The sequence below is a fragment of the Hymenobacter psoromatis genome (assembly GCF_020012125.1).
Taxonomy (GTDB): Bacteria; Bacteroidota; Bacteroidia; order Cytophagales; family Hymenobacteraceae; genus Hymenobacter; species Hymenobacter psoromatis.
The window spans coordinates 4,133,145-4,146,932 of record NZ_JAIFAG010000001.1; the positions used below are offsets into that span (position 1 = coordinate 4,133,145).

Genomic DNA, 13,788 nt, shown 5'->3' on the forward strand with positions numbered 1-13,788 from the left:
GGGTAAGCTTTAGCTTGCCGTCAGTAGCCCGCAATTGCTAAAACGGCAAGCTAAAGCTTACCCTACCCCCTACCAGATTTTCACCCGCGCCGAGTCCGGGATGTACAGCTTCTGGCCGGGTTTCACGTCGAAGGCGTCGTAAAAAGCGGGCACGTCGGCCATCGGGCCGTTCACGCGGTACTGGGCCGGCGAGTGCACGTCGGTGAGCAGCTGCGAGGCCAGGGCTTCGTCGCGCACGTGCATCTGCCAGCCCAGCGCATAGCCCAGGAAATAGCGCTGCACCGGCGTGAGGCCGGCCACTTTCTTACCCTCCTTGTATTCCTTGGTCTTCTTAAACGCATCGAGGCCGATGACGATGCCGCCGAGGTCGGCGATGTTTTCGCCGGCCGTGGCCTTGCCGTTGATGTGCATCGAATCGAGCAGCGTGTAGTGATTGAACTGCTTGACAATCACGTTGACGCGCTGGTTGAAACGCTGGCGGTCGGCCTTGCTCCACCACTCGTGCAGGTTGCCGTGGGCGTCGTACTGGCTACCCTGGTCGTCGAAGCCGTGGGTCAGCTCGTGGCCGATGGTGCTGGCGCCGGCGTAGCCGTACACCAGCGCGTCGTCGGCGTCGGCGTCGAGCAGGGTAGGGATGGCGAAGGCCGCGGCGGGCAGCACAATCTCGTTGTTGCTGGGGTTGTAGTAGGCGTTGTAGGTCTGGGGCGTCATGCCCCATTCGGTGCGGTCCACGGGCTTGCCCAGCTTGTTGAGCTGGTAGTTGTACTGCCACTCGTTGGCCCGCATTACGTTGGCCGCCAGCGAGCTGCGGTCTATCTTTAAGTTGGAGTAATCCTTCCACTTAGTGGGGTAGCCCACCTTGGGCATAATGGCGTGGAGCTTGTTAAGGGCCACTACTTTGGTAGGTGCGCTCATCCAGTCCACGTTTTGGATGTGTTGGGCAAACGACGACATCACGTTTTTCACCAAGGTATCGTAGCGAGCTTTGGCCTCGGGCTTGAAGTATTCTTTCACGAACAGCTGGCCCAGCGCATCGCCCAGGGCATCTTCCTGCATGTCGAGCACGCGCTTCCAGCGGGGGCGCATGGCCTTGGCCCCGCGCAGCTGCGTGCCGTAAAACCTGAAGTTCTCATCTACGAAAGGCTGGCTGAGGGTAGGCGCGTACTCGCGGGCCAATTGCCAGCTGAGGTAGGCTTTCCAGTCATCTACCGACTTGGTTTTCAGGAGCTGGCCCACGGTCTGATAAAACTCGGGCTGGCCCACGATGACGCTATCAACACTAGTGACGCCCAGCTGGCCCAGCCAGGATTTCCAGTTGATGCCGGGCGTCAGCTTGTCGAGCTGGGCCAGGGTCAGCTTGTGGTAGTTTTTATACGGGTCACGCAAGTCGGCAAGCTTGCGCGACGACTTAGCCAGCGTGGTTTCCAAGGCCATCACCTTGGCCACGCTGGCATTGGCCGTGGTCGAGTCCTGGCCCAGCAGCTTAAACATGCTGGCCACGTGGCGCACGTAAGCATGGCGGATGCCCTTGGTGCGGTTATCGGTGTTGAAGTAGTAGTCGCGGTTGGGTAGGCCCAGGCCGCTTTGGTAGAGATAGAGCGCCATCTTGTCGCTGTTCTTCTCATCTTGGTTCACGCGCGGGCCGATGAGGGCGCGCACGCCCAGCCGGATTTCGTGGGCGATGACGGCTGGCACGTCGGCCGCCGTTTTAATGGCCGCGATGCGGTCCAGCTCGGGCTTGATGGGCGTGTAGCCCAGCTTATCGGCCTTCACTGAATCGATGCCCACAGCCCAAAAATCACCGATTTTCTGCTGGTTACTGCCAGCGGCGGCATTGGCCTTGGCGGCCTCCACGCTGGTCGCGCGCAGGCGGGCATAAATCTCTTTCTGCACCTCAATGCCGATACCCGAATTGCTTTCGGAGGCCGGAATGGGATGGTTTTTAATCCAGGTACCGTTGGCATAGCTGAAAAAGTCATTGCCCGGCACCACGGTGGTGTCGAGGGCGGCGCGCAGCAAATCGGGCTGCTTGCCCGCACTGGCCGACGACGACGTGGACGACGAGTTACAGGCTGCGGCCAGGGCGGCCAGCAGCGGTAGGTATAGGTAATTTTTCATAAGCAAAAAGATGGGCAAGCCCTTACGGCCACAATAGTAGCGCCGCCCCGGCCGCTGCGCAAGCTCCCCAGCCTCAGCCAGATGAACGATTGCTGAACGACTGGCCAGCTACCCCCTGGTTTTCGTGGGTTCTACCCAACTAGCAGCTTGCTGCGTATGCTAAGCACTTACGCCCTACCCCCCCTTTAATTATTTGAAGCCAGCCAGATAGATAATTGATAATCAAGTGGTAACGAAAAATTAAATGGCACACAAAGGTACGATTTCTAAAAATTTAATCGCTTCATCACCTACCCATTACTTATGCCCCTGCCCCGCTTACTGCTGCTCAATTTTACACTAGCTGCTTACCTCACCGGGGTTATCTGGATGGTGCAGCTCGTGACCTATCCGGCGCTGGCGCTGGTGGGTAAGCCCGAGTTTGCCCGCTACCATGCCGCCCACACGCAGGGTATGGGCTGGGTGGTGGGCGCGCCAATGGTATTGGAACTGGCTCTGGCGGCCTGGCTAGCCTGGGCCGCCTACCCCACCTGGGGCGCGGGACCGGCGCTGGGCCAGCTGGCGCTGGTGCTGGCGGTGTGGGCTGCCACCTTTTTTATTTCTGTGCCGTTTCATAACCGGCTGGCGACCACCGGCTACGATTACATTACCATCGACGGCCTAGTGCGCACCAACTGGCTCCGCACGCTGGCCTGGACGGCGCGCGCGGCCCTGCTGGGCTGGATGCTGTGGAAGGGGGTAGGGTAAGCTTTCGCTTGTCCTGTAGCCGGGCTGGCCAGTAGGTAAGGTGCCCGCTCTACCCACTAGCGGCAAGCTGAAGCTTACCCTACCCCCCTCGGTTACTTTGGCAGGCTAAAGCCTCCCCTACACACGCAATACTTACTTCCCGCCGTAACTTGCGGCCTTAAATTCGGCTTACCTTATGATGATGAAACGCTTCCTGCCCGCGCTGTTGGCGTCGGCAGCCCTCACGCTGACCCTGGCGGCCTGCAACGACGAGTCGCCCGAGGGAATTCCTAATGGCTCAACGCCTGATAACGTGGTTGTTACGCCACTGCCGGCCCTGCCGCCCGTCGTGGATACCACTGGTGGCAAAAAAGCCCCGCCGCCCGCCGCCAACAGCATCAACCGCGAGCTGAGCGCCCAGAACGCGGTGGAGGACATCAAGAAGATGCAGCCGCAAATGTAAATCGCGGATTATCGCGAATGAAGCAGATTTTGCGGGTGCAAAAAAGGCATTATTTGCACCTATTGGCCTGTGTTAATGAGCTGCTTGTCAGGTTATTAATACAGGCTTTTGCATAGCTTATTTTTATTTTTCTGATGACTCTTTCCCCTACCCTGCGCCGCGGCCGCGAAGCCGACCTGCCCCGCGTGCTGGCCCTCATTCAGGAGCTGGCCGAGTACGAGCGCGCCCCCGAGGCCGTGACGAATACCCTGGCTATGATGCGGCACGACGGATTCGGGCCGGAGCCAATTTTCGGGTTTTTCGTGCTCGAAAATGACGCTGACCTCGTGGGCCTGGCCCTGTTTTACACCGCCTACTCGACCTGGAAGGGCCGGATGCTCTACCTCGAAGACCTGGTGGTGACGGAGGCCGCCCGGCGCGGCGGCTACGGCCGTCAGCTCTTCGATGCCGTGGTGGCCGAGGCCCGGCGCACCGGGGCCCAGCGTCTCAAGTGGCAGGTGCTCAACTGGAACGAGCCCGCCATCGCCTTTTACCAAAAACTCGGCGCGACCATTGAGGCTGAATGGCTCAACGGCGCTCTCGGTGCAGAGGAGCTTAGCGCGTATCGGTTTGCCGGGAGCAAGGAGTAGCGGCGTCTGTCATTGCTTATTAGAGCTTACGCAAAAGACGCCTGTCATTATTCCCTACCCCCTGGCTCAGAGCCGAATAACCTTCACGCTGCGGCTGCCCTGAGCGTCGGTGAGGCGCAGCACGTAGAAGCCGGGGCGCAGGTCGGCTACGCTGAGGGTGAGCACGTTGAGGCCGGCCTGCACGGCGGCGCGCTGGCCCTGGCAGTAGCGGCCCAGCTCGTCGTAGAAGCGCAGGAGGAGGTCGCCATCCGCGGTGGCGGGGTAAGCGAGCTGGAATTGACTGGCGGTGATAGGGTTGGGGAAGACGCTGACCTCGGCCCCGGCCTCGCCGCTGAGGGGTAGGGGCGCGGCGTAGTCGGTGGTGCCATCGGGGCGGCGCAGGCCCAGGCGGTAGTAGTGCAGGCCGGCCAGCGGCTGGGGGTCGGGCAGCGCGTACTGGCCGGTCGCCTGCCCGGCGGCCACCGCAGCTACTGGCTGCCAGCCCGCGGCCGCGGCAGTAGTATCGAGGCCCGCGCTGCGTTCCAGCACGAAGCCGGTGACGAAGCACTCGTCGCGGGTGCTGAACGCCAGGCCGACTCCGGTGCCGCTACCCCCGGCGGCCAGGGCCGTGAGCGGAGCCGGCAACAGCGACGGCCCGCCGCAGCCGCGGTTGCGAAAGCTGCGGGTGCGCAGTACCAGCCGCCCGCCCGCCACGTCGGAAGTCGGGTCGAGCACCCGTAGATTGGTTCCCGCCCCGATGGCGTAGTGCATGATGGCCCCCGGCCGGATGAGGTGCGCGAGTTGCTGCGCGTGGCCCAGCTCGTGCACGGCCACCGACTCAAAATCGTATTGCCCCGGCCCCGCCCGGCCCGGCCCAAACTGAAAAGGCAGGCTGGCCGTGAACTGCTGGTCGATTTCGGACACGTAGAAAACCACCTCGCCCTGCAGGTTGTAACAGCCTAAATAATAAGACGTAGTGCGCCCCAGCACCCGCGCCGGCAGCGTGCCGGCCGCGTCGAAGGCAATGACGTTAGTTTGGTCCGAGGCAATGGTATTGGCCGGGGCATCGGGGCCCAGGTCCCAGTTGATGCCCGTGGCGCAGCGCCACTGCGCCAGGGCCCGCTGCCAGGCGGCCCCAGCGGCGGCATTACTCCGAAAGTTGGGCGCGAACCGGAACGTGATGCCGCCCGTGGCATTGGTAGCGAGGTGGTTGGGGCGGTCGGCGAGGGTGCCGTCGGTGTTCTCGACGTTGGTAAGGGCATAAATGATGGTGAGCGGCGCGGCCGTGGTGGTGGCCGTGCCATCGGCCGTGGTTACGGTGAGCGGACCGGTGCCGGCGGGATGGCCGCCGGTCGCCAGCGAGGGCACCCGCACCTGAATCTGGGTGTCGGTCCAGCTGAGGTAGTCGCGGGCCAGCACGCGGGTCGTGGTCGCGCCGCCGTCGTCGGCATTGCTGAAATCGACGCCCCCGCTGCCCTGGCTGCTGCCGAAGCCGCTGCCCCGCAGGGTGAGCACCGTGCCCGTGCCGGCCGTAGCCTGGGCCGGGCTAAAATCGCTGATAACCGGGGCCAGCGTGCGCTGGCTGGCAGCGACGGCCTGGCGCTGGGCGGCCGCCAGCAAGGCCGGGTTAACTTGCAGCACCTGCGCCGGCTGGCCGCTCAGCTGCTCGGTTTGCCGGGCAGCGGCGGCCCAGCTGGGGTAGGCGCGGGCGGGCTCGGCGGCAGTGCCCCGGCTCAGGTTGTAGGTGATAACACCCTGGCTGGAGGCGTAGGCCGCGTAGCCCGGCCCTACCCCCGCCCACGGCGCGGGCACCAGAAAAAAAAGCCCCTGCTGGCCCACTGGCAGCGGGCGCAGGGTGTTGGTCAGCTCCTGGCGGGCCAGGCCTACCTGGCCGCCCTCCACCAGCAGAGGTAGGGCGGCGGTATCGGGCAGCGTGCCCTTCAGCACCCGAAAAACGCGCAGCCGCTGCCGCGTAAAAATATGCCCGTGCGTAGCATCCCACTCGCCGCTGGCATCCAGTACTTCTGCTTCTACGATGAGGCTGGCGGCCTGCACGCGCTCGGCGGGGGGTAGGGGCAGCAGCAGGCAGGGCAGCGGGGCCGGCTGGGCGGCCAGCCGTGGCCCTGCCAGCACCATCAGGGTCAGAGCCAGCCACCCGGCCCGCAGGTTTCGCAGAAAATACATGTGCGAAAGTTAGGTCTGGCCGGCCATTCGCCGCGCCGCTGGCCCTGGCCCAAGCCCGGCACGCTTTCTGACGTGGCAGTTACCTTCGGGAAGTTCTTACGGGCCGCCCGCGTTTTTCCCCACCCGTTGCCCTACCCCCGCGCGGGCCTCCCATCGTACCCGACTATTATGAAGTACTTGCTATTCTTACTGCTGACCGGCCTGCTCGCGACGAGCGCGGCCACCGCCCAAACCGCCCCCGACAGCCTCGCCCCCGCGGTTACTCCCTGCGCAGCCTACAGTGGCCGCATAGTTATTGGTGAGAAGCAGCTGGCCGGCATCAGCGTGGCCGTGAAGGGCACTAAAATTATTCTCATTACAAACCAGGAAGGCTTTTTTACGCTGCCGCCCGCGGTGACAGCCAAGCCCACGCTGCTGGTGAGCGCCGCCGGCTATAAGCCGCAGGAAGTCACGTTTACCTCGTGCGAGCCCCTCATTGTCGAGCTGGAGCTGCTACCCGGCACCCGCATCAAGAAGCGCGGTAAAAAGAAGGGTTTCATTATGCACCAGGGCTATTAGAGCGGTTTTGGCATTCAAAGTATAGGGCGGGAGATTACGTAAAATTTGATGCATTATCCAGCCGACGCTTTGGTAGTAGGCCGCAGCCTGCGGGTGCCGGGACTGGGCTTGCTGGTGCTGCCGGCCGCGCCGGCTCCGGCCTGGCTGGCCGGGCCCGCGCTGCACACGGCGCTGGCCCTACGGCTGCACCGGCCCGGCCAGCCGCCCCTACTCCTGCCCGCCACTATGGAGGAGCTGGCGCAGGCCGGTGAGCCCCCGGCCCGCGCCCTGCTGCTCGATGCCGACCCCGGCGCGCCCCTGCCACCCGGCACCTGGCTGGAGCTGCTGCCCGGCGCGCCCGCGCAGTTGCTTTAGTCAATCAGGCACCGTACCTTAGCCGCACCTCCGGGTTAATATCCAAGGGGTTGGAGCAAGTATGCCGGCGCTTTTCCACGCGCCGGGCGGCAGGCGATTTTTGTGCGTGATGGCGGGCCGGCGCGTTGCCTGGTCCGGTTGGTGTTCTCCGTGCCTCCCGTGGGGGCCGCGCCGCTGGGCGCGCATTGGCGGCCCCCACGGCGCGGGCCGCCGAAGTTGGTTTAGCTGCTTTGGGCGGGCGTTGGCTATCCCCGCGCCGCCGGGCAGTACGTTGGCTGCTTTACCCTACCCTTCTCTTTTTGGCTATGAAACTCCCCCTACCGGCCCTGTTTGGGCCCGGCCCGGTGCCGGCCGCGCGCCGCAGCCGCCCCGGCCCCACGCCCCAAGCGCGCGCACTTTCCTTAGCTGGTTTCTGGCGGCTGGTGTCATGAGCGCGCTCCCCACCACCGCCCTCATCGCGGCCCCGCCTACCCTGTTTCGGCAGGGCTTAATGGCGCTGCTGCGCGAACACTGGCCCCAACTACTCTTCACTCTTACCGCCGATGCCTCACAGGTAGCCGAACTGGTGGCGCACCACGCCTTTGGACTGCTGGTGTTGGATGGCACGCTGCCGGGCCTGGCGCTGCCCGCACTGCTGGCGCGGCTGCACCAGACCCGGCCCACCCAGCGCTTGGTGGTACTGGCCGACCAGCGCCCGCTGCTGGAGCGCGGGGTGCCGTTGCCGTGGCCGGGTACGCGGCTGGTGGTGCCCAGCCAGGTAGCGCCCCCGGCGCTGGCTACGGCCCTGGCCCCGTGGCTGGATGTGCTGTTTGGGGCCACGGCCCGGCCCGGCCCGGCCCCTACCCCCCCGGCGACCGGCTACTTCAGCCGGCGCGAGCTGGAGGTGTTGCGCCTGGTAGTGGCGGATAATTGTAACGAGGAAATCGCCGACCGCCTGTGCCTGAGCGTGCGCACCGTGGAAAGCCACCGCCGCATGCTGCTCCAAAAGGCCGGCACCCGCACGCTGGTGGGCCTGGCTGCCCGCGCCGTGCGCGAGGGCTGGGTGGCCTGACCAAGTTCAGTGCTGGTACGGATGCGGCAGCGAACAGGCACAGGTTGTTTTGCGGGTAGTGAAAACCAGGCGGCGCGGGCCGCTCCTTTCCTCCCGCCTACCCATGCTCAACAGCCCGTTTTTTGACACTATTCTTTCCCTGATTACGCTGTACCTGATTTTCAGCCAGCTCACGCTCTCGCTGGTCGAGCTGCCAGCGGGCGTGCTGAACACCAGGGGCACGTACCTGCACGCCCGGCTGGGCGATGCGCTGGGGCTGGCCCTGCGCGATGCGTTTTACCAGGCCCCCACCATCCGGGCGCTGACGCTGCCCAGGGCGCAGAAAAACCTGCTCGTGGCCTGGGTACCGCGCTGGCCAAGCTACGTCAGCGAAACGCTCTTTGCCCAGACGATTATCGAGCAGGTGGCCGGGGCGGGCACTGGCCCTACCCCCCTCGACCAGTTCAGCGCGGGCCTGCGCAGCCTGAGCCCAACGACGTTTACGGGCACGCTGCAAACGCTGTATGACAACGCCCTGCGCGTGGGAGCTACGCCTGCCGAGCAGGGCGTGGCCTTGCAGCGCAACCTGGAAGGCTGGTTTCACGAGTTCGGCGAGCGGCTCACGGGCTGGTACAAGCGCGATAATCGCAAGTACCTGTTTCTGGTGGGCCTGCTGGTGGCCGTGCTGGCCGATGTGGATTCAGTGCGGCTGGCCCGCTTTCTCGGCGACTCGCAGCACGCGGCCGCCCGCCTGGCGCTGGTGGATACCGGGCTGCAAATCGCGCGGGAAGCCCACCCGGCCGGATTGGACTATAACCCGGCCAATCCGGCCGGCGCACCGCCGGCTGTACCAGCAAGCCGAGCCATGCACCAAGCCGATTCGTTGTTTCAGCAGGCGCTGGCGGCCGTGCCCGCGGCGGGGCTGCCCCTGGGCTGGCTGCGCTGGACCCACCGCAGTGCCCGGCGCACCAACACCACGACGGTGCGCGACTCGGCGAGCCCCGCCCGGCGCTATGCCCGCCCGGCGGCCTATGGGTGGGACCCGGCGGCCGACGACTTCGGGATGCCGCCCTACGCCCAGCGGTGGCAGCTCGATGCCCAAACCGGCCAGGTGCGCCTGGCGCGCGGGTTTTCGGGCTTTTTGGATATCCTGGGCGGCTGGCTGCTCACGGCCTTTGCCCTGATGCTGGGCGCGCCTTTCTGGTTCGATACGCTGGGTAAGTTCATCAATATTCGCAACGTCGGCCTCAAGCCTAAGTCAACCACCTAGCTTTTTACTTCTCATGCGCCACCTACCCGCCCTGCTGCTCGGCGTGCTGCTCCTGCTACCGCTGAAGAGCTGTAAAGTGCCCGATATTCAGCCCTTTGCCACGGCTACCGGCGAAATGACCTCCGCCGTGGGCGCGGGCTACGACCTGGTGCTGGACGACCTGGCGGCTACCTCCCCGCTGGGCCTGAGCACCGGCCAGCAAACCCAGCTGCTGCTGCAGCGCGATTCCCTGGCCAAGCACCTACGCGTGAGCCGGCGCGCCCTGGCGGCCTTCAACCAATATGCCAAGGCGCTGGTGGAGGTAGCGGATGCCGGGGTGCAGGGCCAAGCCAGCCTCAACAAAATAGCGACCGCGCTGGCGGGGGTAGCGGCCGCTTTCAACCCGGTGGCCGGCGTGGCGGGCGGCCTGTTTGCCACCGGCGTGCAGGGTATTTCGAAGAACGTGCAGCAAATCCGGACGCTGAAGCGGCTCGACCGGGCCCTGAGCGCGGCCGATAGCGCCGTGCAGCGGGCTACGGCGCTGCTGGCCGCCAACAACCAGGACATTGCCCGCATCGACAGCGCGGCGGCCAGCATCGCCGATGCCCAGCTGACCGGGGCCAACCAGAACGTGCTGCAAGCCTACGACGACCTGACGCTGCGCACAGCCCGCGCCGATACGGCCGCCGCCCTGATGGTGGAGTTTGAAGCCACGGCCATTGCCTACAACGGAGCCCCAGCCGACCGGCGCACGCGCTACCAGAAGCGCCTGAGCCAGCTGCTAAGAGAAATTGCGCGCTTCGACCCGGTGATAACCCGGTTTTTCGACCCCGGCACCGGGTCCCTACCCCCCTTCCCGGCCAGCGAGCTGCGGCCTACCCTGGCGCTACTGGCCAAGCGCGAGGACTTTTGGCGGCAGCGGGCCGATTACGGAATTTCGGCCCCCTTCCAGGCGCGCTACGACCGGGTGCAGGCCGAGCTGGCTGCCCGCGCCCGGTGCGCCCGGCAGCACCGGCAGGTGCTGCAAAAAGCCACCGACCTGCTCGAAACCTGGGCCACCAGCCACACCGCTCTCCGGCAAGCGGTGGTTGACCAGCGGCACGCCGTGTCCTTTGCGGAGGTGGTGGCCGAAGCCCGCCAGCTCAAGGAATATATTGATAAGATTTCCACCGCCTTTAACTAAGCCCGGCCATGCCCGTTATTGATTGGAACAACCTCATTTTGCTGGAAGACTGGGCCGCTGCGCTCCAGCAAATTCTGGCCGCTGCCGAAGCCGCCGTGCAAAGCCCCACCGGCCAGCGCCAGGAAATAGCCGAGCTGCTGCGCACGTTCATCAAGAAGTCGCCCATTGATGCCGGCCCCCTCGACAACATTGCCACGGGCGCAATCGTTGACCTGAACATCAGCATCATCGGTGATGCGCTGCGGGCCATTCGGGCGCGCGAATCGGCGCTCAAGCAGCAAATCACCCTCATTACCGGCGTGACAACACAAGCTCGCAACGACGCCAAAAACCTGCGGCTGGATAAGGTAAACCAGGCCCTGGCCGAAGCACGAATGGCGCTTAAAGCCTTGCAAGCCGCCAACCATGCCCTGGACACCCCCGATACGAAACTGGCCAAGAAAATTGACACCCTCGTGGCGGCCCTGCGCGACTTGAGCTAAGCCCAGCGGAGTATTTGCGCCCCTAAACCCTGGCCCTGAGCAAGACGAGGGGGTAGGGCCGTGAGGAACGAGCGCGACAGTCGCAAAGCCGCCTGTTTTGCGTTAGGACAGTAGCGGGCCGCTGGTGTTTATTGCGAGGGAATTCCGCCCTTTGCACCCTGGCCCATGAGCGCTTACTACCAGCCCTCCCACAAAATGACCGCCGCGGGCAGCTTGCTGCTGCTGGCTGGCGGGGTAGCGGCCGCCGCCGTGCTGGCTCCCCTCTACATCTACGCCGTCTGGTACATTCCTTCCGTGTACCTGAACTTGCTGGTATGCGGGGTTTTCGGGCTGCTGCTGGGCGGGGCGCTGGCCTCGCTGGCGAAAATAGGCAAGCTGCGCAGCCCCTGGGTGGTAGGCCAGCTGGCGCTGGTAGTGGGCCTGGTGGCCGTATACCTCGAATGGAGCGTGTTTCTGACGCTGCTCTACAACTCCAAAACGACCGGCTCCGAGTCGCAGGCCGATACGAGTACGTCCTTTAGTTTACCCTTATTCACCCAAATTGTTACCAGCCCGGTAGCCATGTGGCAGGCCATGCAGCGGGTAAATGCCACCGGCACCTGGTCGCTGGGCAGCGCCAGCGCCACCAATACGGCGGTGTCGGGCGTGTTCCTATGGCTGGTTTGGCTGGGGGAAGCTGCCATTATTATGGGCGTGGCCTACTGGCTGGCACACCGCCAGGCCAGCGAGCCGTTTTCGGAAACCAGCGACGAGTGGGCGGCCACCGAACACCTGGCGCGCCCCCTAAACTACGTGCAGGACGTGCCCGGCATCCGCGCGGCCCTCGAAAGCGGCCACTTCGAGCAGCTGGTACCCTATGATGGGCAGTCGGCCACCGGCTCGTTTGCCCGGCTGCAGCTGCACCACGCCCCCAACGCCTCCGACTGCCACTACCTAACCCTGCAAAACGTGGCAACCAAGCGCGACAAAAAGGGCAAGGGCACGCAGCAAGCCAAAACTGTTCTGAAGTACCTGGCGCTTTCGCCCACCACTTACCAGCAGCTGCGCCAGCGCTTCGGCACGGCCGTGTAGCGGGGGTAGGGTAATTTACAAAACCACCCTACCCCCGCCATTCTCACGCAAGCTGCCGGCCAGGACGGGGTAATCCGTTAGCCCAGTTTCTTATAACGCACCCGCTTGGGCTCCACGTCGCCGAGGCGCTTGCGCTTGGCTTCTTCGTAATCCGAGAAATTACCCTCGAACCACACCACTTCCGAGTCGCCTTCGAAGGCCAGGATGTGGGTAGCGAGCCGGTCCAGAAACCAGCGGTCGTGGCTGATGATGACGGCGCAGCCGGCGAAGTTTTCCAGCGCGTCTTCCAGCGCCCGGATGGCGTTCACATCCAGGTCGTTGGTAGGCTCGTCGAGCAGCAGTAGATTCGCGCCCTGCTTGAGGGTCATGGCTAGGTGTACGCGGTTTTTCTCGCCGCCCGAGAGCGTGCCGACTTTCTTTTCCTGGTCGCCGCCGCCGAAGTTAAACTTGCTCACGTAGGCCCGCGAATTCACTGGCCGGCCGGCGAGCAGCATGGTTTCGGTGCCGCCCGTGATGGTGTCGAATACCGATTTGCTGGGGTCGAGCGAGTCGTGCTGCTGGTCGATGTAGGCAGTTTGCACCGTGGGGCCGACTTCGAACGTGCCGGCGTCAGGCTTCATTTGGTCGGTTATCATCCGAAAGAGCGTGGTCTTGCCCGCGCCGTTGGGTCCGATGATACCCACGATGCCGCCCTGGGGTAGGGAAAAGCTCAGGTTCTCGAACAGCAGCTTGTCGCCAAAAGCTTTGCGCAAGTGCTCGGCCTCAATAACTTGCGCACCCAGGCGCGGGCCATCGGGGATGAATAGTTCGAGCTTCTGCTCCTTGTCTTTGGCTTCTTCGCTAGCCAGCTTGTCGTAGTTGGCGAGGCGGGCCTTGCCCTTGCTCTGACGGGCTTTGGGCGACATCCGTACCCATTCCAGCTCGCGCTGCAAGGTTTTGGCGCGCTTGCTTTCGGTGTTTTCCTCCTTGGCCAGGCGGTCAGTTTTCTGTTCCAGCCACGAGCTGTAATTACCCTTCCACGGAATACCGGTGCCGCGGTCCAGCTCCAGAATCCAGCCGGCCACGTTATCGAGAAAATAGCGGTCGTGGGTGACGGCAATCACGGTGCCTTTGTACTGCTGCAAGTGCTGCTCTAGCCACAGCACGCTTTCGGCGTCGAGGTGGTTAGTGGGCTCGTCAAGCAACAGTACGTCAGGCTCTTGCAGCAGCAGGCGACACAGGGCCACGCGGCGCTTCTCGCCCCCGCTGAGCGTGCCGATAATGGCTTCCTGCGGCGGGGTACGCAGGGCGTCCATCGCCCGTTCCAGCTTGCTGTCGAGGTTCCAGGCGTCGAGCTGGTCCAGGCGCTCCTGCACCGTGCCCTGGCGCTCCAGCAGCTTGTCGAAGTCGGCGTCTTCGGCCCCGAAGGCTTCGTTTATTTCATCGTATTCTTTGAGCAGGGCTACCGTTTCGGCGGCTCCTTCCTGCACCACTTCCAGTACGGTTTTGGCGGGGTCGAGCTGGGGCTCCTGCTCCAGGTAGCCCACCGAGTAGCCGGGCGAAAACACGACTTCACCCTGAAACTGCTTGTCTACCCCCGCAATAATTTTCAAGAGGCTCGACTTGCCCGAGCCGTTGAGGCCGAGCACGCCGATTTTGGCCCCATAGAAAAACGAGAGGTAGATATTTTTGAGAACCTGCTTCTGCGGCGGGTAAATCTTGCTTACCCCAGCCATGCTGAAGATGATAGTGGGCTGGTCGGACATATGTTTGAAGTGCTGAT

General features: G+C 64.1%; 14 protein-coding genes. 11 read left to right on the forward strand and 3 right to left on the reverse strand.

From position 1 onward, the window contains the following. Positions 1-69: 69 nt before the first annotated feature. Positions 70-2,118 (reverse strand): M13 family metallopeptidase, encoded by a 2,049-nt coding sequence (locus tag LC531_RS17835; RefSeq protein WP_223652692.1) that lies wholly within the window; start codon positions 2,116-2,118, stop codon positions 70-72. 303 nt (positions 2,119-2,421) lie between these two features. Here LC531_RS17835 and LC531_RS17840 point away from each other — a divergent pair, with 303 nt between their 5' ends. The 3 genes from LC531_RS17840 (at position 2,422) to LC531_RS17850 (ending at position 3,936) form a co-directional block, all read left to right on the forward strand. After that, positions 2,422-2,865: a hypothetical protein gene (locus LC531_RS17840; RefSeq protein WP_223652693.1), complete on the forward strand. Its 444-nt coding sequence runs from the start codon at positions 2,422-2,424 to the stop codon at positions 2,863-2,865. Positions 2,866-3,046: 181 nt separating this feature from the next. Beyond that, the gene (locus LC531_RS17845; RefSeq protein WP_223652695.1) at positions 3,047-3,307 is read left to right on the forward strand and encodes a hypothetical protein; all 261 of its coding nucleotides are present in this window, start codon (positions 3,047-3,049) and stop codon (positions 3,305-3,307) included. 134 nt (positions 3,308-3,441) lie between these two features. Next, complete coding sequence (locus LC531_RS17850) at positions 3,442-3,936, forward strand: GNAT family N-acetyltransferase (protein WP_223652697.1); 495 nt, start codon at positions 3,442-3,444, stop codon at positions 3,934-3,936. Positions 3,937-4,002: 66 nt separating this feature from the next. Here LC531_RS17850 and LC531_RS17855 read toward each other — a convergent pair whose 3' ends face one another. After that, positions 4,003-6,099 (reverse strand): T9SS type A sorting domain-containing protein, encoded by a 2,097-nt coding sequence (locus LC531_RS17855; protein WP_223652699.1) that lies wholly within the window; start codon positions 6,097-6,099, stop codon positions 4,003-4,005. Positions 6,100-6,267: 168 nt separating this feature from the next. On the opposite strand from LC531_RS17855, the gene LC531_RS17860 reads away from it, so the two are divergent. From LC531_RS17860 to LC531_RS17890, 8 genes are all read left to right on the forward strand, one after another. Beyond that, the gene (locus tag LC531_RS17860) at positions 6,268-6,657 is read left to right on the forward strand and encodes a carboxypeptidase-like regulatory domain-containing protein (protein ID WP_223652701.1); all 390 of its coding nucleotides are present in this window, start codon (positions 6,268-6,270) and stop codon (positions 6,655-6,657) included. 45 nt (positions 6,658-6,702) lie between these two features. Then, positions 6,703-7,011: a hypothetical protein gene (locus LC531_RS17865; RefSeq protein WP_223652703.1), complete on the forward strand. Its 309-nt coding sequence runs from the start codon at positions 6,703-6,705 to the stop codon at positions 7,009-7,011. Between the two features lie 305 nt (positions 7,012-7,316). Beyond that, a complete protein-coding gene (locus LC531_RS22765; RefSeq protein WP_262903303.1) occupies positions 7,317-7,442 on the forward strand; it encodes a hypothetical protein in 126 nt (41 codons plus the stop codon). Beyond that, a complete protein-coding gene (locus tag LC531_RS17870; RefSeq protein WP_223652705.1) occupies positions 7,439-8,062 on the forward strand; it encodes a helix-turn-helix transcriptional regulator in 624 nt (207 codons plus the stop codon). Before LC531_RS22765 ends, LC531_RS17870 begins: the two co-directional genes overlap by 4 nt. Positions 8,063-8,165: 103 nt before the next feature. Further along, positions 8,166-9,311 (forward strand): hypothetical protein, encoded by a 1,146-nt coding sequence (locus tag LC531_RS17875; protein ID WP_223652713.1) that lies wholly within the window; start codon positions 8,166-8,168, stop codon positions 9,309-9,311. 13 nt (positions 9,312-9,324) lie between these two features. Beyond that, positions 9,325-10,473 (forward strand): hypothetical protein, encoded by a 1,149-nt coding sequence (locus LC531_RS17880; RefSeq protein WP_223652715.1) that lies wholly within the window; start codon positions 9,325-9,327, stop codon positions 10,471-10,473. Between the two features lie 8 nt (positions 10,474-10,481). After that, positions 10,482-10,955: a hypothetical protein gene (locus LC531_RS17885; RefSeq protein ID WP_223652717.1), complete on the forward strand. Its 474-nt coding sequence runs from the start codon at positions 10,482-10,484 to the stop codon at positions 10,953-10,955. A gap of 165 nt (positions 10,956-11,120) precedes the next feature. Next, a complete protein-coding gene (locus tag LC531_RS17890) occupies positions 11,121-12,026 on the forward strand; it encodes a hypothetical protein (RefSeq protein ID WP_223652719.1) in 906 nt (301 codons plus the stop codon). Positions 12,027-12,103: 77 nt separating this feature from the next. Here the strand turns inward: LC531_RS17890 and ettA are convergent, their stop codons facing one another. After that, the gene (gene ettA, locus LC531_RS17895) at positions 12,104-13,771 is read right to left on the reverse strand and encodes an energy-dependent translational throttle protein EttA (RefSeq protein ID WP_223652721.1); all 1,668 of its coding nucleotides are present in this window, start codon (positions 13,769-13,771) and stop codon (positions 12,104-12,106) included. Positions 13,772-13,788: the final 17 nt, after the last annotated feature.

What these genes read in the sequence shown, in the direction of transcription:
- LC531_RS17845 (WP_223652695.1), top strand. Translation starts at nt 3,047, where the DNA reads ATGAAACGCTTCCTGCCCGCGCTGTTGGCGTCGGCAGCCCTCACGCTG.
- LC531_RS17885 (WP_223652717.1), top strand. Translation starts at nt 10,482, where the DNA reads ATGCCCGTTATTGATTGGAACAACCTCATTTTGCTGGAAGACTGGGCC.
- LC531_RS17855 (WP_223652699.1), bottom strand. Translation starts at nt 6,099, where the DNA reads ATGTATTTTCTGCGAAACCTGCGGGCCGGGTGGCTGGCTCTGACCCTG.
- LC531_RS17850 (WP_223652697.1), top strand. Translation starts at nt 3,442, where the DNA reads ATGACTCTTTCCCCTACCCTGCGCCGCGGCCGCGAAGCCGACCTGCCC.
- LC531_RS17890 (WP_223652719.1), top strand. Translation starts at nt 11,121, where the DNA reads ATGAGCGCTTACTACCAGCCCTCCCACAAAATGACCGCCGCGGGCAGC.
- LC531_RS17840 (WP_223652693.1), top strand. Translation starts at nt 2,422, where the DNA reads ATGCCCCTGCCCCGCTTACTGCTGCTCAATTTTACACTAGCTGCTTAC.
- LC531_RS17880 (WP_223652715.1), top strand. Translation starts at nt 9,325, where the DNA reads ATGCGCCACCTACCCGCCCTGCTGCTCGGCGTGCTGCTCCTGCTACCG.
- LC531_RS17860 (WP_223652701.1), top strand. Translation starts at nt 6,268, where the DNA reads ATGAAGTACTTGCTATTCTTACTGCTGACCGGCCTGCTCGCGACGAGC.
- LC531_RS17835 (WP_223652692.1), bottom strand. Translation starts at nt 2,118, where the DNA reads ATGAAAAATTACCTATACCTACCGCTGCTGGCCGCCCTGGCCGCAGCC.
- LC531_RS22765 (WP_262903303.1), top strand. Translation starts at nt 7,317, where the DNA reads ATGAAACTCCCCCTACCGGCCCTGTTTGGGCCCGGCCCGGTGCCGGCC.
- LC531_RS17875 (WP_223652713.1), top strand. Translation starts at nt 8,166, where the DNA reads ATGCTCAACAGCCCGTTTTTTGACACTATTCTTTCCCTGATTACGCTG.
- ettA (WP_223652721.1), bottom strand. Translation starts at nt 13,771, where the DNA reads ATGTCCGACCAGCCCACTATCATCTTCAGCATGGCTGGGGTAAGCAAG.
- LC531_RS17870 (WP_223652705.1), top strand. Translation starts at nt 7,439, where the DNA reads ATGAGCGCGCTCCCCACCACCGCCCTCATCGCGGCCCCGCCTACCCTG.